This window comes from Pseudomonas sp. BAV 4579 (assembly GCF_009765395.1).
Lineage (GTDB): Bacteria > Pseudomonadota > Gammaproteobacteria > Pseudomonadales > Pseudomonadaceae > Chryseomonas > Chryseomonas aestiva.
This window is the reverse complement of the sequence record NZ_WHOV01000026.1, coordinates 32,685-52,515: the sequence shown is the minus strand read 5'-3', so window position 1 is coordinate 52,515 and position 19,831 is coordinate 32,685. Positions and strand designations below refer to the sequence as shown.

Here is a 19,831-nt window from a genome sequence, read left to right as displayed (position 1 = left end):
CCATTGCCATCACAGGAACAGGCTAGCAAACACGACTTTTCAGACAAGCCCTAGCGCGAACTGTGTAGTCTTGGTAGGCAGGAATTGCCACCGCCGCCAAAATACCAATGATCGCTACCACGATCATCAGCTCGATCAAAGTAAAGCCTTTCTGAGCGTTCATTCAAAATCTCCGGGTTGGTTCAGGCCAACATGCCTGTCAGTACCAAAGCATAGGCCGTGCCAAAAAAAATGCCTACTCCAGCACGCTTTCTCTGTCGATGGCGTCAACAAAGGGGCAGGTCATGACAAAAAATGTCAGTGGTCTGGCGCCATTTTGCGGGCGGGGCAGGGGGGTGCTATAAGGCCAGCTAACGCAGGCTTGGGTAATCAACGATGAACGAGACGGTGATGCTGTCGGGACTGGCGCGGCAACTGGTGGATGCGCAGTTGCTGGCGGAGGCGGCTGCCCAGCAGGCGGTGGTCAAGGCCAAGCAGGCCAAGGTGCCGCTGGTCACCTATCTCGTGCAGCAGCGATTGGTGCAGAGCCGGCCCTTGGCGGAGCTTGCTGCCCAGGAGTTCGGGGTGCCCTTTCTCGATTTGGCGGCTATCGACAAGGAGCAGCTGCCCAAGGACATCGTCAACGAGAAGCTGATGCAGCAGCATCATTTCCTGCCTTTGAGCAAAAGAGGCAACAAGCTTTTCATCGCGCTTTCCGATCCTACCAACCAGCAGGCCATCAATGATGTTTCCTTTGGCAGCAAGCTGGCGGTGGAGGTCGTGCTGGTCGAAGATGACAAGCTACATCAGGCCATCGAGCGATACCTCGATACGGGAACCGGTGGGCTGGAGTTGTCCGATCTCGATCTCGATCTGGAAGCTGAGGGAGGAGAACGGCCTCAGGAAGCCGTTGCGGGTACCGACGCCGACGATGCGCCCGTGGTGAAGTTCGTCAACAAGATGCTGCTCGATGCCATCAAGAAGGGGTCCTCCGACCTGCACTTCGAACCCTATGAAAAGATGTACCGGGTGCGCTTTCGTACCGATGGCGTCTTGCACGAGGCGGCGCGGCCGCCGGTGCAGCTGGTGTCGCGGATCTCGGCGCGGCTCAAGGTAATGTCCAATATGGATATCTCCGAGCGGCGCAAACCCCAGGATGGCCGGGTCAAGCTCAAGGTCTCCAAGACCAAGTCCATCGACTTCCGGGTGAACACCCTGCCCACCCTCTGGGGCGAGAAGATCGTGATGCGGATTCTGGATTCCTCCAGCGCCCAGATGGGGATCGATGCCCTGGGCTATGAGGATGTGCAGAAGGAGCTCTACCTGCAGGCACTCAAGCAACCGCAGGGGATGATCCTGGTGACCGGACCAACCGGTTCGGGGAAGACCGTATCCCTCTATACTGGCCTTAACATCCTCAATACCGAAGACATCAATATTTCCACGGCGGAAGACCCGGTGGAGATCAACCTGGAAGGCATCAACCAGGTCAACGTCAACCCGCGTCAGGGACTCGACTTCTCCCAGGCGCTGCGCGCTTTCCTGCGTCAGGATCCTGACGTGATCATGGTCGGTGAGATTCGTGACCTGGAAACGGCGGAGATCGCCATCAAGGCGGCCCAGACCGGCCACATGGTGATGTCGACCCTGCACACCAACAGCGCGGCGGAAACCCTGACCCGTCTGCGGAACATGGGGGTGCCCGCCTTCAACCTGGCGACCTCGGTCAATCTCATCATCGCCCAGCGCCTGGCGCGCAAGCTGTGCAACAAGTGTAAGCGAGTCCATGAGGTGCCCCGTGAGGCGCTGCTGGCCGAAGGCTTTCGCGACGAAGAGATCGGCAGTTTCACCCTTTATCAGCCTATCGGCTGCGAAGACTGCAATGCGGGCTATCGCGGGCGGGTGGGGATCTATGAGGTCGTGAAGATCACGCCAGCGCTGCAGCAGATGATCATGGAGGAGGGCAACTCCATCGAGATCGCGGCGCGCATGCACAAAGAGGGCTTCAATGATCTGCGGCGGTCAGGGCTGGTGAAGGCGATGCAGGGGATTACCAGTTTGGAAGAGGTCAATCGGGTGACCAAGGACTAGTGGTTTTCCCTCACCCTAGCCCTCTCCCGGAGGGAGAGGGGACTGGAACGGAGCGTCGGTTGGTAGTCGCGCATAAAGCTTCAGCGTCGTAGGGCGTCTAAAACTCGGCATATGGCGCGATGCTTGCCTTTAAAGCCGCAACCGGCTCTGCATAGAGCATTCTTTTGACGCGTCCGCCACGGCGGACCGAGCCTTTGTGAGTCGAGGCCATGGCCGATAAAGCTATCAAGATGGGCAGCTTCACCTGGGAGGGGACCGATCGCAAAGGAACTAAGGTGAAGGGCGAGATGACGGGCCTGAATCCTGCGTTGATCAAGGCGCAGTTGCGCAAGCAGGGCATCAATCCGACCCGGGTGCGCAAGAAGTCGATGTCGCTGTTCGGCAAGGGCAAGAAGATCAAGCCCATGGATATCGCCCTGTTTACCCGACAGCTGGCGACCATGATGAGCGCAGGTGTGCCCTTGCTCCAAGCCTTCGACATCATTGGTGAGGGCTTTGACAATCCCAATATGCGCAAGATGGTCGACGACATCAAGCAGGACGTCGCGGCGGGTAATAGCCTGGCCAATTCCCTGCGCAAACAGCCGCAGTATTTCGACGACCTCTATTGCAACCTGGTGGATGCCGGCGAGCAATCGGGTGCCTTGGAAACCCTGCTGGATCGGGTAGCTACCTACAAGGAAAAGACCGAGGCGCTGAAGAAGAAGATCAAGAAGGCTATGACCTATCCGGCGGCGGTGGTCGTGGTCGCAGTCATCGTATCGGCCATTTTGCTGATCAAGGTAGTACCTCAGTTCCAGTCGGTGTTCGAAGGTTTCGGTGCTCAATTGCCGGCCTTTACCCTTATGGTCATCGCCATTTCCGAGGTCTTGCAGGAGTGGTGGTTGCTGGTACTGGGCGGGATCTTCGTGCTGGCTTTCGTCCTTCGCCACTTCTACAAGAAGTCGGAAAAATTTCGTGACGCTACGGATCGGGGGCTGCTGAAGATCCCGCTCATTGGCTCAATTCTCTATAAGTCCGCCATTGCCCGTTATGCCCGGACCTTGGCTACTACCTTCGCGGCGGGTGTCCCGCTGGTGGATGCCCTGGACTCGGTGGCGGGTGCGACCGGCAACGTGGTGTTCCGCAACGCCGTGGAGAAGATCAAGGGTGATGTCTCCACCGGTATGCAGCTCAACTTTTCCATGCGTACTACCGGGGTTTTCTCTTCCATGGCCATCCAGATGACGGCCATTGGCGAGGAGTCCGGTTCGCTGGACGAGATGTTGTCCAAGGTCGCGACCTTCTATGAAGACGAGGTCGACAATATGGTCGACAACCTCACCACCCTGATGGAGCCGATGATCATGGCGGTCCTCGGGGTCCTGGTGGGTGGTCTGATCATTGCCATGTACCTGCCCATCTTCCAACTCGGCTCGGTGGTCTGATGGCGCTGTTGGAATTTCTGGCCGGCGCGCCGCTGGCCGCGGCGCTGTGCGCGCTGGTCCTGGGCCTGCTGGTGGGCAGCTTTCTCAATGTGGTGGTCTATCGCCTGCCGGTAACGCTGAGGCGGGATTGGCAGGCTGAAGCGCGTGAGGTGCTGGAGCTGCCGGCCGAGCCGGCAGGCGCCCCCTTCAACCTGGCGCGACCTGCTTCCCGCTGCCCCCACTGCCAGCGCGCCGTAAGGCCCTGGGAAAACGTGCCGGTGCTGAGTTATCTGCTCCTGCGCGGTCGCTGCAAGGGTTGTCAGGCCTCCATCAGCCTGCGTTATCCACTGGTGGAGCTGGCCTGTGGACTGTTGTCCGCCTGGGTCATCTGGCACCTGGGTGTGACCTGGCAGGGCGGGGCCTTTCTGCTGCTTACCTGGGGGCTGCTGGCGGCCAGTCTGATCGATGCCGATCATCAGCTGCTGCCGGACGTGATCGTTCTGCCGCTGTTGTGGCTGGGGTTGATCGCCAATCAGTTCGGGCTGTTCACCAATCTCGGTGATGCCGTCTGGGGCGCGGTGACGGGTTATCTGAGTCTGTGGCTGGTGTTCCAGCTGTTCCGCCTGGTGACCTGCAAGGAAGGCATGGGCTATGGCGACTTCAAACTGCTGGCGCTGCTCGGTGCCTGGGGGGGCTGGCAGATCCTGCCCCTGACCATCCTGCTGTCATCGCTGGTGGGTGCCATTCTGGGCGTCATCACCCTGCGGCTGCGGCGGGCGGAAAGCAGCACGCCCTTGCCCTTTGGTCCTTATCTGGCCGTGGCGGGGTGGATTGCCTTGCTCTGGGGTGATCAAATAACCGGCCTGTACCTGAACTTCGCCGGATTCCGATGACTTCTGCCTGGACCCTCGGCCTGACCGGGGGCATCGGCAGTGGCAAGAGCGCCGCTGCAGAGCATTTCGCCCAGCTGGGCATCACCTGTGTCGACGCCGATCAGGCCGCCCGCTGGGTGGTGGAGCCGGGACGGCCGGCGCTGGCCGAGATCGCCGGGCATTTTTCGTCGGCTGTCTTGCGGCCGGATGGCAGCCTGGATCGGGCAGCGCTGCGGGCCGCGATCTTTGCCGATCCGGCCGAGCGGCGCTGGCTGGAAGCCCTGCTGCATCCTCTCATTCGCCAAGAAATCCTGGCGGCCTTGGCCCGCGCAGCGTCGCCCTATGCCATCCTGGTGTCGCCGCTGCTGTTCGAATCCGGGCAGCGGGCGCTGGTCCGGCGGGGGCTGGTGATAGACGCGCCGGAAGCGCTGCAGCTTGAGCGGGCCATGCGTCGCGACGGGGTGGACGAGACTCAGGTGCGGGCCATTCTGGCGGCACAGCTGCCGCGTGCCGAGCGCCTGGCCAAGGCCGATGATGTCATCTGCAACGACGGCGATCTCGCCCAGCTCCACACTGAGGTGGAGCGCCTGCATTCCTTTTATCTGACCCTTGACGGAGGCCAAGCATGAGCACTCTTACCGTGGATTGCCCCACCTGTGGCGCACCCGTGGAATGGAGCGAGAAGAGCGCCAACCGGCCCTTCTGTTCCGACCGTTGCAAATTGATCGACCTGGGTGCCTGGGCGGCGGAAGAACACGCCATCCCGGACAATGAGCTGGAAGACGATCTCTATTCGGAAGACCTCAATCGCCGCGGCCACTAGGACGCGCCTTTCCTATAGCCGTTGCGCCCAGGCCTGGGCAGTCGCCTGGGCCGCCTGGCGCAGCTTGGCGGCCAACTCTGGTTTCTCGTATTCCAGCGGACTGGACGCCGTGATCGTATGGATGCGGTCGCGCTTGATAAAGAAGACCTGGATGCCCAGCAGCGGCTTGCTGCAGGCGCTGGCGCCTTCGCCGAGGCCATCGATGGCCTTGCACTCCAGTTGCTCGCTGAGCGATTGCACCTGCCGCCGCAGCTTGGGCAGCGCCCGACCGCCATTCTCGTAGCCCGCCGACAGGCCCAGCAGGTAGTTGGCCGGCTGGCCGGTGTCGCGATCGGTGAAGGCGCAGCCGCCGGCGATCTGCCGGGCATAGGCCAGCGGCAGGCCCGAGGTCTGCTGGAGCACCGGTAGCGGCAATTGGGCCTGCAGGCTGGCGCAGTCGACGGGCTCGCCGTTATCGGCATGGGCGAGGGCAGCGCCCAGAAGCAGGGGGAGGGCAACGAGGAAACGCATGAAAACATCCTGTCGATGGCCGACGGCCGATAGACCGTGAGTCTACCGGCTGGAACCCCATCGCAGGCGGGGAGACGAGGGCGGCTGTGCGCTGCGTCATGCGTCGGTCAGCACATTGCGGACTGGTATCCGGCGCGGGTGATCCCTACCCTGGCCGCAGACAGCGAACAGCGAGGCGTAGCATGTCCGAGGCGCTCACTCCCGGATTCATGGTAGTACACGGCAATCGGCTCGAAGAGCTGCGCGGCCTGGCGGTCGGCTGGATGCGGCGGTATCCCCTGGCGCCACTGGAAAACGAACAGGTGCTGGTGCAGAGCAATGGCATCGCCCAGTGGCTCAAGCTGGCGCTGGCCGAGGATCCGCGCGGGGACGACGAAGGCGGCTGCGGAGTGGCCGCAGCCCTCGAGGTGCAGTTGCCAGCGGCCTTTCTCTGGCGGACCTATCGCCAGGTACTGGGCCGTGAACAGGTACCGCCTTCCTCGCCGCTGGACCGCGCGCCCCTGACCTGGCGCCTGATGCGGCTGTTGCCGACGCTGCTCCTGCAGCCGGACTTCGCCGCGCTGCGGCGCTTTCTCGACGATGACGGTGATCTGCGCAAGAGATACCAGCTGGCCGAGCGCCTGGCCGATCTCTATGACGGCTACCAGGTCTATCGCGCCGACTGGCTCAACGACTGGGCGGCGGGCCGCGATCTGGTGGCCAGCCTGCGTGACGGCCGGCGCCCCCTGCCGGAGAGTTGTCGCTGGCAGGCGCAGCTGTGGCGGGCGCTGCTGGCCGACGTGGGCGACGGTGGCCTGGCCCGCAGTCGCGCCGGGGTGCACCGGCGCTTTCTGGAGGTCATGCAGGCGGCGACCGAGCCGCCCGCCGGTCTGCCGCGGCGGGTGGTGATCTTTGGCTTGTCGGCGATTCCGGCGCAGACCCTCGAAGCCCTGGCCGCGCTGGCGCGCTTCAGCCAGGTGCTGCTCTGCGTGCACAATCCCTGTCGCCATCACTGGTCCGACATCGTCGCCGACCAGGACCTGTTGCGGCAGAACTACCGGCGTCAGCAGCGCAAGCCGGGCATGCCGCAGACGCTGGATGCCGAGGCGCTGCACCAGCACGGCCAGCCGCTGCTGGCGAGCTGGGGCAAGCAGGGGCGCGACTATATCCATCTGCTGGACGAATTCGACGAACCCGATGGCTATCGGCGCCTGTTCGAGGACCTCAACGGTGGGCGCATCGACCTCTTCGCCGACACCGAACCCCAGCACCTGCTCGGCCAGTTGCAGGACGATATCCTCGAATTGCGTCCGCTGAGCGAGACCCGCGAACGCTGGCCGGCAGTGGATCCGGCGCGCGACAGATCCATGCGCTTCCATGTGGCCCACAGTCCGCAGCGCGAAGTGGAGATCCTGCATGACCAGTTGCTGGCGCGCTTCAGCAGCGATGGCAGCCTCAGGCCGCGCGACGTCATCGTCATGGTGCCGGACATCGATGCCTATGCGCCGCACATCCGCGCGGTGTTCGGCCAGCTCGAACGCCAGGATCCGCGTTTCATTCCCTTCAGCCTGGCCGACCAGCACCAGCGCGGTTTCCAGCCGCTGTTGATCGCCCTGGAGCACCTGCTGCAACTGCCTGACAGCCGCTTCGCCCTGAGCGAGATCCTCGATCTGCTGGATGTGCCGGCGCTGCGCGCCCGCTTCGGCCTGCGCGAAGGTGATCTGCCGACCCTGCACCTCTGGCTGGAAGGCGCCGGCGTGCGCTGGGGGCTGGATGCCGAGCAGCGCAGTCGTCTCGATCTGCCCGAGGGGCTGACGCAGAACACCTGGCGCTTCGGGCTGAGGCGCATGCTGTTGGGCTACGCCGTGGGCAGCGGCGCCGCCCTGGGCGATATCGAGCCCTTTGACGAGGTGGGTGGCCTGGACGCGGCCCTGGTCGGGCCGTTGGTGGATCTGCTCGATGCCCTGGACGCGGCCCAGGCGGCGCTGGCCCAACCGGCCCGGCCGGCGGAGTGGGGCGCCCGTCTGCAGGCGCTGCTGGCGCTGTTCTTCAGCGCCCAGGACGAGCACGACGAATACCTGCTGGAGCAGCTGGAAAATCTCCGTGAGCGCTGGCTGGAGTTGTGCGAGGACGTCGCCCTGGATGAAGAGCTGCCGCTCACCGTGGTCCGCGAGGCCTGGCTGGCCGGACTGGATTCAGGGGGCCTGGCCCAGCGCTTTCTCGCCGGAGCGGTCAATTTCTGCACCCTGATGCCCATGCGCGCCATTCCCTTCCGTGTGGTCTGCCTGCTGGGTATGCACGATGGCGCCTATCCGCGCATCCAGTCGCCGCTGGATTTCGATCTCATGGCCCAGGACTATCGTCCCGGTGACCGCTCGCGGCGTGAAGACGACCGCTATCTGCTGCTGGAGGCGCTGCTCTCGGCGCGCGATCAGTTCTATGTCAGCTGGGTGGGGCGCAGCATCCGCGACAACAGCGAGCGCCCGCCGTCGGTGCTGGTCGCCCAGTTGCGTGACCATCTTCAGGCCGGTTGGCGGCTGGCGGGGCACGAAGAAGAACCGGAGCGCCTGCTGGCCGCCCTGACCCAGGAGCATCCGCTGCAGCCCTTCAGCGCCCGCTACTTCCGCGGCGAGCGCGGCTATTTCAGCTTTGCCGCCGAATGGCTGGGCGTGCATGACCGCACCACCCGCGACGAGGATGCCCTGTTGCCGCCGCTGGTACCCGAAGAACCCCTGGGCCTCGATGACCTGGCGCGCTTTCTGCGCGGACCAGTGGACCTGTTCTTTGCCAATCGCCTCAAGCTGCACTTCGCGGCGCCCGATGCGCCGGCGGAAGACGAAGAGCCCTTCGGCCTGGACGCCCTGACCCGCTACCAGTTAGGTGAAGACCTGCTGGCGGCGGCGCTGGCCACGCCGGCCGAGGCGGATCAGGCGCTGATGGCCGCCGCCGAGCGCCTGCGCGGCAGCGGTCGGCTGCCGCTGGCGGGCTTTGGCGAACGGGCCGGGCGGGCCTTGCGCGAGCCGCTGCCCGCCGTGGTCGCCCAGGTCGAGGCCCTGGCGCTGCGCTGGCCCGAACCCCTGGAAGAGGCCGTGACCCTGGATTTCGCCCATAAGGAGCTGCAGTTGGTGGCCAACCTCGAACGGCTGCGTCGTGGCTCCGAAGGCTTGCTGGCCCTGACCGCCCAGGCCAATGGGCTGGGCAATACCCGCACGCGCAAGTGGCATCGGCTGCTGCGACCCTGGGTGCAGCATCTGGTCGCCGCGGCCGGTGGCCTGCAGCTGACCACCGCGGTGGTGGCGACCGATCTGACGCTGCTGCTGGCGCCGCTGGACGCCGAGCTGGCCCGGCGGCAGCTGAACGAGTTGCTCGATGCCTGGGCGCTGGGCCAGCGTCGTCCTCTGCCCGTCGCGCCGCGCACCGCCTTCGCCTGGCTGGCCAATGACCCGGACAAGGCCCTGGCCGCCGCCGAGCAGGCCTATCAGGGCGAGGCCGCGACCCACCCGGCACTGCGTCGGCAGTATCCGGACTTCGCCGCCTTGCTGGCCGACGAGGAATTCGATGGCTGGTGCCAGACCCTCTATGCGCCGGTGCACACCGCCGGCTGGCAGGTGGTTGGCGGGGAGGCACAGGCATGAGTCAGCGTCCGCTCGCCCTGCGCTTTCCGTTGCAGGGCAATCAGCTCATCGAAGCCAGTGCCGGCACCGGCAAGACCTTCACCATCTCCGCGCTCTATGTGCGTCTGGTGTTGGGCCACGGCACGCCCGAGACGGCTTTCGGCCGCGAGCTGTTGCCGCCGCAGATCCTGGTGGTGACCTTTACCGAGGCGGCCACCCAGGAGTTGCGCGACCGCATTCGCCATCGCCTGGCCGAGGCGGCACGCTTCTTCCGCGACGAGATCGCCGCGCCCGATCCGCTGCTCGCCGAATTGCGCGAGGACTTCGCCGCCGAGGCCTGGGCCGATTGCGCCCGGCGCCTGGACATCGCCGCCCAGTGGATGGACGAAGCGGCCGTCTCTACCATCCACAGCTGGTGCCAGCGCATGCTGCGCGAGCACGCCTTCGACAGCGGCAGCCTCTTCGTGCAGAACCTGGAGCAGGACCAGAGCGAGTTGCTCGCCCAGGTGGTGCGCGACTACTGGCGACGCTTCTGCTATCCCCTCGACGGCGAGGCCCTGGACTGGGTGATCGAGCACTGGGGCGAACCCCGTGCCCTGGCCGCGCGCTTGCGCCCCCTGTTGAGCGAGGCCCTAGGCGCGCCCCGGGGCGAACCTGCGGCTTTGCTGGCCACCGCGCTGGCCGAACGCCGAGAGCAATTGGCACGCCTCAAGGCGCCCTGGGCCCAGTGGGCGGAAGAGTTGCGCGAACTCTGCCAGGCCGGCTGCGATGCCAAGGTGGTCGACGGCCGCAAGTTGCAGAAGAGATTCTTCGGGCCCTGGTGCGACAAGCTGGTCGCCTGGGCGGACAACCCCGCCAGCGAGGACCTGGATATCGGCACCGGCTTCACCCGGCTGACCGAGGAGGGCTTCGCCGAGGCCTGGACCAAGGCCAGTCCGCCGGATCATCCGGCCCTGGCGGCCATGGCGCGGCTGCCCGGGCAACTCGCCGAGCTGCCCAGCCCTGAGGTGCCGCTGCTGGAGCACGCGGCGGCCTGGGTGCAGCAGAAATTCGAGCGCGAGAAGCTGCGCCGCGCCGAGCTGGGTTTCGACGACATCCTGACCCGCCTGGACCGGGCGCTGCAGGCCGATGGCGCCGGCGCGCGGCTGGTGGCGCTGATTCGCGAGCAATTCCCGGTGGCGCTGATCGACGAATTCCAGGACACCGATCCGGTGCAGTACCGCATCTTCAGCAGCGTCTATGGCGTAGGAGAGGGCACCGGGCTGTTCCTGATCGGCGATCCCAAGCAGGCCATCTATGCCTTCCGTGGCGCCGATATCCATACCTATCTGCAGGCCCGCCGCGCCAATGCCGGTCACCTGCACTCGCTGGACACCAACTTCCGCTCCACCGCCGCCATGGTCGCGGCGGTCAACCAGGTATTTCAGCATGGCGAGATGACGGCACCGCGCGCCGCCTTCCTGTTCCGCCAGGGTGAGGACAATCCGGTGCCCTTCGAGCCGGTCCGCGCCCAGGGGCGGCGCGAAGCCCTGGAAATCGACGGCGTGCCGGGTGCGGCCCTGACCTTCTGGCAACTGGCGGGCGACGAGCCCCTGGCCGGCACCGCCTATCGCGCCACTATGGCCGAAAGCACCGCCAGCGAGATCGTCCGGCTGCTGAGCCTGGCCGCCGAGGGCAGGGCCGGCTTTCGCCGTGAAGACGGCGAACTGGTGCCGCTGCGGCCCGCCGATATCGCCATCCTGGTGCGCGCCGGCAGCGAAGCCCAGGCGGTGCGCCAGGCGCTGGTGCGGCGCGGGGTGCGCAGCGTCTACCTGTCGGACAAGGACTCGGTATTCACCGCCCAGGAGGCCCGCTGCCTGCTGGACTGGCTCAAGGCCTGCGCCGAGCCCGATGTGGATCGTCGGCTGCGCGCGGCCTTGGGCAGCCTGACCCTCGACCTGCCGCTCGCTGAGCTCGATGCTCTCAACCACGACGAGCAGGCCTGGGAGTCGCGGGTGCTGCAACTCCGTGGCTATCGCCAGCTCTGGCGCACCCAGGGCGTACTGCCCATGCTGCGGCGCCTGCTGCAGGACTTCCGGCTGCCGCAGCGGCTGATGGCCCGCGCCGATGGCGAGCGGGTGCTGACCAACCTGCTGCACCTTGCCGAACTGCTGCAGCGCGCCGCTGGCGAGCTTGATGGCGAACAGGCGCTGATTCGCCACCTGGCCGAGCAGCTGGCCGCCCAGGGGGCCGCCGACGAGCAGATCCTGCGCCTGGAAAGCGACGCCGAGCTGGTCAAGGTGGTGACGGTGCACAAGTCCAAGGGCCTGGAATACCCACTGGTGTTCCTGCCCTTCGCCTGCGCCTATCGCGCCGAGGAGGGCGCCACGCTGCCGCTGCGCTATCACGATGACCAGGGGCAGGTGCGCCGGACCTTCAAGCCCTCCGCCGAGGAACTGGCCCGCGCCGACGACGAGCGTCTGGCCGAAGATCTGCGCCTGCTGTATGTCGCCCTGACCCGGGCCCGCCATGCCTGCTGGGTCGGGGTGGCCGATCTCAAGCGCGGGCGCAGCAAGGAATCCGGCTTCGCCCGCAGTGCCTTGGGCTACCTGGCCACCGGTGGCGAGCCCCTGGCGAGTTCGGCGGCCCTGGACGCGGCCCTGACCACCCTGGTCGGTGCGCAATCCGACACCCTGATCCTGCCGTTGCCCGCCGCCGATCCGGCTCGCCTGCCCGAGGCCCGTGAAGCCCCGGTGACCCTCAAGGCGCTGACAGCCCGGCGGGCGGCCCGCGAGGACTGGTGGATCGCCTCCTACAGTGCCCTGCGTATCGGCACGCGGCTGGGCGAGGCACGGGAGGGGGCCCCGTTCAACCTGGAGCTGGACCTGGATACCCCGGCGGCCCAGAAGCTGTTCGACGACGACCGCCTTGCCCCGGACGAGGCGCGCCAGCCCGCGGCCGGCGAAGACCTGCACCGCTTTCCCCGCGGACCCGGTCCGGGCACCTTTCTGCACAGCCTGCTGGAGTGGGTCGGCGAGGAAGGCTTCACCGCCATCCAGGCCGCGCCCGAGCGGCTGGACGACCTGATCGCCCGGCGTTGTCAGCGGCGTGGCTGGAATCATTGGATTCCCATCCTGCAGGGCTGGCTGCGCCAGTTGCTGGAATTGCCGCTGCCGTTGCCGGGGGGCAACCAGCGCCTGGGCGAACTGGCGCGCTACCAGGTGGAGATGGAATTCTGGTTCGCCACCCATGGCGTCGATCTGGAGCGGCTGGATGATCTGGTGAGTCGTGGCACCCACGGCGGCCAGGCGCGGCCGATGCTGGAGCCGGGACAGCTCAACGGTCTGTTCAAGGGCTTTATCGACCTGGTATTCGAGCACGAGGGGCGCTATTTCGTGGTGGACTACAAGTCCAACTGGCTGGGCGCCGAGGCCGGGGCCTATACCCGCGCGGCCATGGAAGCCGCTGTCCTGGCCAAGCGTTATGACCTGCAGTACGTGCTCTACAGCCTGGCCGTGCACCGGCTGCTCAAGGCGCGGTTGCCGGACTACAGCTACGAACGCCATTTCGGCGGCGCCGTCTACCTCTTCCTGCGCGGCTGCGATCCGGCCGGCCACGGCGTGTTTGTCGAGCGACCCGCCCAGGCCCTGATCGAGACCCTGGACCTGCTGTTCAGTGGTGCGGAGAATGCCCATGTCTGATTTCAGCCCCGCCACCGAACGGCTGCTGCGCCTGGCATCCCTGGCCCAGGAGCGTCCCCTCGCCCCGCTCGAACAGCGTGACGACCTCTTTCGCCTGCTGGAGCTCTGGGTGCAGCGCGGCTGGTTGCGCCAGGTGGACCGGGCCTTCACCAGCTTTCTTGGCGAACTCGAACCCCAGGGCGACTCGGCGGTGCTGCTGGCCGCGGCCCTGGCCAGCCATCAGCTCGGCCATGGCCATGTCTGCCTGGATCTCGCCGCCACCCTGCGCAATCCCGACGCCGCCCTGTCGCTGCCGCCCGAGGGCGACGATGCGCGCGCTTCGCTCTTGCCGTCGCAGTTGCTGCATGGCCAGACCCTCGATGCCTGGCAGCGGGCGCTGCGGGCCAGCGTCCTGGTCGATGGCGACGGTAGCTGTCCGGAGCGACCCCTGGTGTTGGGCGGCGAGCGCCTCTACCTGCGGCGCTACTGGAGTTACGAGCGGGCGGTGGCCGCCAGCCTGCGTCAGCGCCTGGCCACTCCCGAGTCGCTGCCGGCGGATCTCGCCGAGCGCCTCGACCGGCTGTTTCCGCCGGATCCCGAGGCGGGTGGCGAACCCGACTGGCAGAAACTGGCTTGCGCCCTGGCGGTGCGCGGCGCCTTCAGCATCGTCACCGGCGGCCCCGGCACCGGCAAGACCACCACCGTGGTGCGGCTGCTGGCGCTGCTCCAGGCGCCCGCAGTGGCGGCCGGTCGCCCCTTGCGTATCCGCCTGGCCGCACCGACCGGCAAGGCGGCCGCGCGCCTCACCGAATCCATCGGCGGCCAGGTCAGTCGCTTGCCGGTGGACGACGAGTTGCGTCGGCACATCCCCACCGGGGTGACCACGGTACACCGGCTGCTGGGCAGTCGCCCCAACACCCGGCACTTCCGTCATCACCGCGGGCAGCCCTTGCCGCTGGACGTGCTGGTGGTGGACGAAGCCTCGATGATCGACCTGGAAATGATGGCCAGCCTGCTGGCGGCCTTGCCGCCCAGGGCACGCCTGGTCCTGCTGGGTGACAAGGATCAGCTGGCCTCGGTGGAGGCGGGCGCGGTGCTGGGCGATCTCTGCCGGGATGCCGAAGCCGGACGCTACAGTCCGGCCACCCGCGCCTGGCTGGAAGCCGTGAGTGGCCAGTCGCTGGCCCAGACGCCGCTGACGGTCGGTGATGACCAGGGTGACGCCCTGGCCCAGCAGGTGGTGATGCTCAGGCGCTCGCGGCGCTTCGGTGCCGGCAGCGGCATCGGCCAGCTGGCCCGTCGGGTCAATGCCCAGGACGGCCCGGGTGCGCAGCAGGTGCTAGTCGACGGCGGCTATTCCGACCTTCATCGCGTGCTGCTCAAGGGCCCGGAGGATCGTGCCTTGGAACGCCTGGTGCTGGAAGGTCGCGGGCGCGCCCGCGGCTATCGTCATTATCTGCAGGTCCTGCAGGAGACCCGGCCCCAGCTCGACACCGTGCTGGAGGACCCGGCCTGGACGCTCTGGGCCGGCCAGGTGCTGGCCGCCTTCGACGACTTCCAGCTGCTCTGCGCCGTGCGCAAGGGGCCCTGGGGCGTGGAAGGTCTCAACCTGCGCATCGCCAGCGCCCTGCTTGCAGCCGGTCTGCTCGCGGGCGAGCATGGCTGGTATGAGGGCCGCCCGGTGCTGGTGACGCGCAACGACTACAGCCTGGGGCTGATGAACGGCGACATCGGCATCACCCTCTGCCTGCCGGACGCCAACCAGCCGGGGCGCAAGGTGCTGCGGGTCGCCTTTCCCCGCGGCGATGGCAGCGGTGGCCTGAGATTTGTCCTGCCCAGTCGGCTGGCGGCGGTGGAGACGGTGTTCGCCATGACCGTGCACAAATCCCAGGGCTCGGAATTCGCCCACACGGCGCTCCTGCTGCCCGAGCAGCTCAGTCCGGTGCTGACCAAGGAGCTGGTCTATACCGGCATCACCCGGGCGCGCGATGATTTCACTCTGATCGAGGCCCGTGGCGGCATCTTCGCCGAGGCCGTGGCCCGACGGGTCCGCCGCGTCAGCGGGCTGGATCTGGATTTGCGAAACACTGTGTAAATGTACAGATAAATGCTGGACGCTCCCCGCACGCCTGCCTAAGGTGAGGGGAGCCGTCCGCGATGAGAGCGCCATGACTTCCTTGCCTTTCGTTTCCCTTGTGCTTCCCCTGTTGCTGCTGGCTGGCTGGGCGGGTTCGGCCGTCTGGCTGACCGGGCGCCAGCGCTATCTGCAACAGCAACTCGACAGCGCCGCCGAGCGCTACGACATGCTGCGCGACGACCTGCAGCGGGCCGAGCTGGCCAATGGTCGCCAGGTGGTGGAACTGGGCGCCGAGCGCGAACGCACCGCCACCCTGCAGCGCCAGCTGGAGGTCAATCGCGAGCTGGAGGCCGAGTTGCGCCAGCAGACCCGCCAGGCCCAGTTGCAGGCCGCCGAACAGCACGCCCTGGCCGAGGCCACCCGGGCTCAGCTGCAGGGCAGCCAGGAGCAGCTCGCCGAATTGCGCGAGCGCCAGCACCGCGAGCAGCAACTGCACGCCGAGGTGCAGGAGCGCCATGCGCGCCTGGCCGAAGAACACGCCACGCTCAGGACCACCCTGGAGCAGAAGGAAGAGCACTTCCAGGCGCAGCAGCTACTACTGCGCGAGAGTCGCGAGCAGCTCAAGCTGGAATTCGAACAACTGGCCGGACGCATCTTCGACGCCAAGGGCCAGGCCTTCGCCCAGCACAGCCAGCAATCCCTGGATGCGCTGTTGCGGCCGTTCCGCGAGCAGATCGAAGGCTTTCGCGCCAAGGTCGAGGACATCCACCACAAGGATGTCCAGCAGCAGGCAGCCCTCGGCCAGCAACTGCTCGACCTCAAGGAGCTCAACCGCCAGATCACCCAGGAGGCCCACGACCTGGCCACTGCCCTGCGCGGCCAGAAGAAGGCCCAGGGCAACTGGGGCGAGCTCATCCTGGAAAACGTGCTGGAGCGCTCCGGCCTGCGTGAAGGGCGCGACTTCGTCCGCGAGCGCAGCTTCACCACCGAGACCGGCCGGCGGCGGCCGGACGTGCTGGTCCATCTGCCGCAGAAGAAGCACCTGGTGGTGGACGCCAAGGTGTCGCTCAACGCCTATACCCGCTACGTCAACAGCGAGGACGAGGGCGAGCGGCGCCTGGCCCTGGGCGAGCACGTGCGTGCCGTGGGCGAGCGCATCCGCGAACTGGCCGATCGCGAATACTTCAGCCTGCCGGGGCTGAATTCGCCGGAGATGGTCTTCTTGTTCATCCCCATCGAATCGGCCTTCGTCGAGGCGCTCAAGGCTGACGAAAGCCTGTTCCAGCGCGCCATCGAACAGAACGTGCTGGTGGCGACGCCGACCACTCTGTTGACCAGCCTCAACATCGTCCGCCAGCTCTGGCGCTTCGAAGACCAGAATCGCCATACCGCCGAACTGGCCGAGCGCGCGGGCAAGGTCTACGACAAGCTGCGCACCTTTCTCGGCAGCATGGACGGTATCGGCAAGAGTCTGGACAAGGCCGGCGAAGCCTATCGCAAGGCCTGCGGCCAACTGGTGGGCGGCCCGGGCAACCTGGTCAAGCAGGTGGCCGACTTCAAGGAGCTGGGCGTGGCGGTACGCACCGAACTGGACGGCCAGTGGACCGAGCGGGCGGAGCTGGAGCTGACGATGGTGGAGCTGGAAGCCGCGGCCGAGTCTTCCGACCGGGACTGATTCGGGAAGACCGGGCAGGAGAGCCGGCGATCCGCCTGACCGGCGCCAGATGCACCGGTCAGGCAGTAGGGCTCAGTGGTGCTCGCGGGTGGCGCGGAATTTGATCTCCGGCCAGCGCTCTTCCATCAGTGCCAGATTGACCCGGGTAGGCGCCAGGTAGGTGAGGTGACCGCCGCCATCCACTGCCAGGTTCTCGAAGGCCTTGTTCTTGAAGTCCTCGAGCTTCTTCTTGTCGTCGCACTCGATCCAGCGCGCCGACCAGACGTTGATGGCCTCGTAGGCGCACTCCACCTTGTATTCTTCCTTCAGGCGACTGGCGACCACGTCGAACTGCAGCACGCCCACGGCGCCGAGCACGATGTCGTTGTTACGCTCGGGGAAGAACACCTGGGTGGCGCCTTCCTCGGCCAGTTCCTGCAGGCCCTGGCGCAGCTGCTTGGATTTCAGCGGATCCTTCAGGCGCACGCGGCGGAACAGTTCCGGGGCGAAGTGCGGGATACCGGTGAAGCCCAGCAACTCGCCTTCGGTGAAGGTGTCGCCGATCTGGATGGTGCCGTGGTTGTGCAAGCCGATGATGTCGCCGGCGAAGGCCTCTTCCAGGTGCTCGCGCTCGCTGGAGAAGAAGGTCAGGGCATCGGCGATCTTGAGGTCCTTCTTGATCCGCACGTGGCGCAGCTTCATGCCCTTCTCGTACCTGCCCGAGCAGATGCGCATGAAGGCGATGCGGTCGCGGTGCTTGGGATCCATGTTCGCCTGGATCTTGAACACGAAGCCGGAAAACTTCTCTTCCACCGGTTCCACCATCCGCTCGTGGGCGGCGCGCGACAGCGGGCGCGGCGCCCAGTCGACCACGGCGTCGAGCACCTGGTCGACGCCGAAGTTGCCCAGGGCGGTACCAAAGAACACCGGGGTCATCTCGCCGCGCAGGAAGGCCTCGCCATCGAATTCGTGGCAGGCGCCCTGCACCAGCTCCAGCTCCTCGACGAATCTCTCATAGAGATCGCCCAGGTGGGCGCGGGCCTCGTCGGAGTCCAGCTTGTCGATGGTCTTGGTGGCGATGCGCTCGTGACCATGGCCGGGGGTGTAGACGTAGATGCGGTCGTCCGAGAGGTGATAGACGCCCATGAAGTCGCGATAGCTGCCGATCGGCCAGGTGATGGGCGCGGCCTTGATCTTGAGCACCGCCTCGATCTCGTCGAGCAGTTCGATGGGATCGCGGATGTCGCGGTCGAGCTTGTTGATGAAGCTGACGATGGGGGTGTCCCGCAGGCGGCAGACGTCCATCAGGGCGATGGTACGGGGCTCGACGCCCTTGCCACCGTCGAGCACCATCAGCGCCGAATCCACCGCGGTCAGGGTGCGGTAGGTGTCTTCGGAGAAGTCTTCGTGGCCGGGGGTGTCGAGCAGGTTGATCATGTGCTCGCGGTAGGGAAACTGCATCACCGAGGTGGTGATGGAGATGCCGCGCTGCTTTTCCATCTCCATCCAGTCGGAGGTCGCATGGCGATCGGATTTGCGCGACTTCACCGTACCCGCGACGGCGATGGCCTGGCCCATCAGCAGCAGCTTTTCGGTGATGGTGGTCTTGCCCGCGTCGGGGTGAGAAATGATGGCGAAGGTACGGCGCTTGGCGACTTCGGCGGCCTGGGTGGTCATGGATGAACCTGGGCGGGAAGAAAAAAGAGGGGGCGGAGTATAGCAGAGGGCAGCCCCACCGGCTTGAGGTCGGTGGGGCTGCCAGGGCGCCGCTCAGCGCTGCGGCTGGATGTTGCCGTCGCAGCAGGGCGGGGTGCGTTTGCGGCGGACCAGTCGCTTGCCCAGGGCCATGCCCGGGATCTCGATGTACCTGTGGGTCAGGCAGGCGAAGGCGAAGACCACCGCCAGTTCCACCAGCACCACCAGGTTGTCCAGCACGACGCTGCCGGTGGCGATGTAGCGGATCATGAAGGGCAGCGGCGCATCATGGGAGGGCGCCACCACCGTGAAGTCCTGGTGCAGCAGCTTGCCCAGCACGATGAAGGCGCTCTTGAACACGAAGATCACCGCGGCGTGGCACAGGTAGATCGAATAGGACAGCACGCCCAGACGTACGAATAGCCCCTGGTGCAGCACGCTGGAGACCAGGCCGCGCTCGAAGGCGAAGGTGAGGACGGTGACGCAGAACACCAGGGTCGCCAGCACGCCCTTCTTGGGCACCGGCAGATCGGAGGTCATCACCGCGGCACCGGCGATCAGGCAGGCCAGCTCCAGCAGGGTGCCACCGAATTGCCCCTGGTTGTGCTGCTTGATCCAGACGTAGAGGCGATAGGTGCAGGCGCCGGCGAAAAAGCACGACAGGCCGCGAAAGATCTCGGTCTTCAGCGGCAGGAAGGGATACAGCAGCTGCACGAAGGCCAGCAGGGCGATCGCCAGGAACCACTGGCGCTGATGACCCTGGCCCTTGAGTACCAGCAGACCGAAGATCAGATAGAGGTAGAACTCGATGCTGATGCTCCAGGACGGGTAGTTGAACGAGCCGGTGATGGCCTGGCCGAGCCAGGATTGCAGCAGCAGCAGATTCGGCAGGAATTGCTCGGGCGCGGTGGCGCCGCTGAAAGCCGGATCGTTGAAGCCGACCCCCAGTTTTTCCGCCAGCAGGCGACCGCACTCCAGCAGTACATAGAGCCCGAGCATGGCCAGGTGCAGCGGCAGGATCCGCGCCGAGCGACTGATGGCGAAATCGCGATAGTCGTCCAGGGTCCGCAACCGGTTTTCGTAGGTGTGCATGAGCACGAAGCCACTCAGCACGAAGAAGAATTCAACGAACAGATAGGCGTTGGCGATCAGCGGATTTTCCGAGGCGGCCTGAGCGACATAGGTATGGAACAGGACGACGGCGACGGCGAGCAGACCGCGAAAGCTATCCAAAGCGACAAATCTTTCCATGGGAGATCCCTGAGGGTGCGGCAAGAAAGGCGAACGGATGCAGCGCTGCCGTTAGGGGGAAAGAGCGGAAGGGTAGTGCGGAAGAACGATAGCTGACATGGCATCCTTTCTCTTGGGCGTCGCAAGCGTCTTAATAGTCGCACTATTACTTGCTGTTACATTTTGATCGCCAAAAGCCAGCAAGTTCTTGCCCGGCCGTCCATGGCCAGGCGTTTTGTGAT

Annotated in this window: 12 protein-coding genes and 1 pseudogene; 9 read left to right on the top strand and 4 right to left on the bottom strand. The window is 65.9% G+C overall.

Annotated elements, in window-relative coordinates; all coding sequences use genetic code 11:
• Positions 1 to 49: 49 nt before the first annotated feature.
• Positions 50 to 163 (bottom strand): annotated as a pseudogene (locus tag GSQ95_RS08250) (prepilin-type N-terminal cleavage/methylation domain-containing protein); the annotation flags it as partial.
• Positions 164 to 375: 212 nt separating this feature from the next.
• Between GSQ95_RS08250 and pilB the strand changes: the two are divergent.
• From pilB to yacG, 5 genes are all read left to right on the top strand, one after another.
• A complete protein-coding gene (gene pilB / locus GSQ95_RS08245) occupies positions 376 to 2,070 on the top strand; it encodes a type IV-A pilus assembly ATPase PilB (RefSeq protein WP_158891385.1) in 1,695 nt (564 codons plus the stop codon).
• Positions 2,071 to 2,279: 209 nt separating this feature from the next.
• Positions 2,280 to 3,497, top strand: a complete 1,218-nt coding sequence (locus tag GSQ95_RS08240) for a type II secretion system F family protein (protein WP_158891383.1) — start codon at positions 2,280 to 2,282, stop codon at positions 3,495 to 3,497.
• Positions 3,497 to 4,369: an A24 family peptidase gene (locus GSQ95_RS08235; protein ID WP_158891381.1), complete on the top strand. Its 873-nt coding sequence runs from the start codon at positions 3,497 to 3,499 to the stop codon at positions 4,367 to 4,369. The genes GSQ95_RS08240 and GSQ95_RS08235 overlap by 1 nt, the downstream gene beginning before the upstream one ends.
• On the top strand, positions 4,366 to 4,977 hold the full coding sequence (gene coaE, locus GSQ95_RS08230) for a dephospho-CoA kinase (RefSeq protein ID WP_158891379.1): 612 nt from the start codon (positions 4,366 to 4,368) through the stop codon (positions 4,975 to 4,977). The genes GSQ95_RS08235 and coaE overlap by 4 nt, the downstream gene beginning before the upstream one ends.
• Entirely contained in the window at positions 4,974 to 5,171 is a 198-nt protein-coding gene (gene yacG, locus GSQ95_RS08225; RefSeq protein ID WP_158891377.1) for a DNA gyrase inhibitor YacG, read from the top strand. The genes coaE and yacG overlap by 4 nt, the downstream gene beginning before the upstream one ends.
• A 12-nt stretch (positions 5,172 to 5,183) precedes the next feature.
• On the opposite strand, the gene GSQ95_RS08220 is transcribed toward yacG, so the two are convergent.
• Positions 5,184 to 5,681, bottom strand: coding sequence for a hypothetical protein (locus tag GSQ95_RS08220; RefSeq protein WP_158891375.1), 498 nt, complete (start codon positions 5,679 to 5,681; stop codon positions 5,184 to 5,186).
• Positions 5,682 to 5,863: 182 nt separating this feature from the next.
• On the opposite strand from GSQ95_RS08220, the gene recC reads away from it, so the two are divergent.
• From recC to rmuC, 4 genes are all read left to right on the top strand, one after another.
• Complete coding sequence (gene recC, locus GSQ95_RS08215) at positions 5,864 to 9,295, top strand: exodeoxyribonuclease V subunit gamma (protein WP_158891373.1); 3,432 nt, start codon at positions 5,864 to 5,866, stop codon at positions 9,293 to 9,295.
• Positions 9,292 to 12,954 carry an exodeoxyribonuclease V subunit beta gene (gene recB, locus GSQ95_RS08210; RefSeq protein WP_158891371.1) on the top strand — a complete coding sequence of 1,221 codons (3,663 nt, stop codon included), beginning with the start codon at positions 9,292 to 9,294 and terminating at the stop codon, positions 12,952 to 12,954. The genes recC and recB overlap by 4 nt, the downstream gene beginning before the upstream one ends.
• The gene (gene recD / locus GSQ95_RS08205; protein WP_158891369.1) at positions 12,947 to 15,028 is read left to right on the top strand and encodes an exodeoxyribonuclease V subunit alpha; all 2,082 of its coding nucleotides are present in this window, start codon (positions 12,947 to 12,949) and stop codon (positions 15,026 to 15,028) included. The genes recB and recD overlap by 8 nt, the downstream gene beginning before the upstream one ends.
• A 73-nt stretch (positions 15,029 to 15,101) precedes the next feature.
• On the top strand, positions 15,102 to 16,685 hold the full coding sequence (rmuC, locus tag GSQ95_RS08200) for a DNA recombination protein RmuC (RefSeq protein WP_158891367.1): 1,584 nt from the start codon (positions 15,102 to 15,104) through the stop codon (positions 16,683 to 16,685).
• 72 nt (positions 16,686 to 16,757) lie between these two features.
• On the opposite strand, the gene GSQ95_RS08195 is transcribed toward rmuC, so the two are convergent.
• The gene (locus GSQ95_RS08195) at positions 16,758 to 18,341 is read right to left on the bottom strand and encodes a peptide chain release factor 3 (RefSeq protein WP_158891365.1); all 1,584 of its coding nucleotides are present in this window, start codon (positions 18,339 to 18,341) and stop codon (positions 16,758 to 16,760) included.
• Positions 18,342 to 18,434: 93 nt separating this feature from the next.
• On the bottom strand, positions 18,435 to 19,610 hold the full coding sequence (locus GSQ95_RS08190; protein WP_158891363.1) for an acyltransferase: 1,176 nt from the start codon (positions 19,608 to 19,610) through the stop codon (positions 18,435 to 18,437).
• Between the last annotated feature and the right edge of the window lie 221 nt (positions 19,611 to 19,831).

What these genes read in the sequence shown, in the direction of transcription:
- pilB (WP_158891385.1), top strand. Translation starts at nt 376, where the DNA reads ATGAACGAGACGGTGATGCTGTCGGGACTGGCGCGGCAACTGGTGGAT.
- GSQ95_RS08240 (WP_158891383.1), top strand. Translation starts at nt 2,280, where the DNA reads ATGGCCGATAAAGCTATCAAGATGGGCAGCTTCACCTGGGAGGGGACC.
- GSQ95_RS08235 (WP_158891381.1), top strand. Translation starts at nt 3,497, where the DNA reads ATGGCGCTGTTGGAATTTCTGGCCGGCGCGCCGCTGGCCGCGGCGCTG.
- coaE (WP_158891379.1), top strand. Translation starts at nt 4,366, where the DNA reads ATGACTTCTGCCTGGACCCTCGGCCTGACCGGGGGCATCGGCAGTGGC.
- yacG (WP_158891377.1), top strand. Translation starts at nt 4,974, where the DNA reads ATGAGCACTCTTACCGTGGATTGCCCCACCTGTGGCGCACCCGTGGAA.
- GSQ95_RS08220 (WP_158891375.1), bottom strand. Translation starts at nt 5,681, where the DNA reads ATGCGTTTCCTCGTTGCCCTCCCCCTGCTTCTGGGCGCTGCCCTCGCC.
- recC (WP_158891373.1), top strand. Translation starts at nt 5,864, where the DNA reads ATGTCCGAGGCGCTCACTCCCGGATTCATGGTAGTACACGGCAATCGG.
- recB (WP_158891371.1), top strand. Translation starts at nt 9,292, where the DNA reads ATGAGTCAGCGTCCGCTCGCCCTGCGCTTTCCGTTGCAGGGCAATCAG.
- recD (WP_158891369.1), top strand. Translation starts at nt 12,947, where the DNA reads ATGTCTGATTTCAGCCCCGCCACCGAACGGCTGCTGCGCCTGGCATCC.
- rmuC (WP_158891367.1), top strand. Translation starts at nt 15,102, where the DNA reads ATGACTTCCTTGCCTTTCGTTTCCCTTGTGCTTCCCCTGTTGCTGCTG.
- GSQ95_RS08195 (WP_158891365.1), bottom strand. Translation starts at nt 18,341, where the DNA reads ATGACCACCCAGGCCGCCGAAGTCGCCAAGCGCCGTACCTTCGCCATC.
- GSQ95_RS08190 (WP_158891363.1), bottom strand. Translation starts at nt 19,610, where the DNA reads ATGGAAAGATTTGTCGCTTTGGATAGCTTTCGCGGTCTGCTCGCCGTC.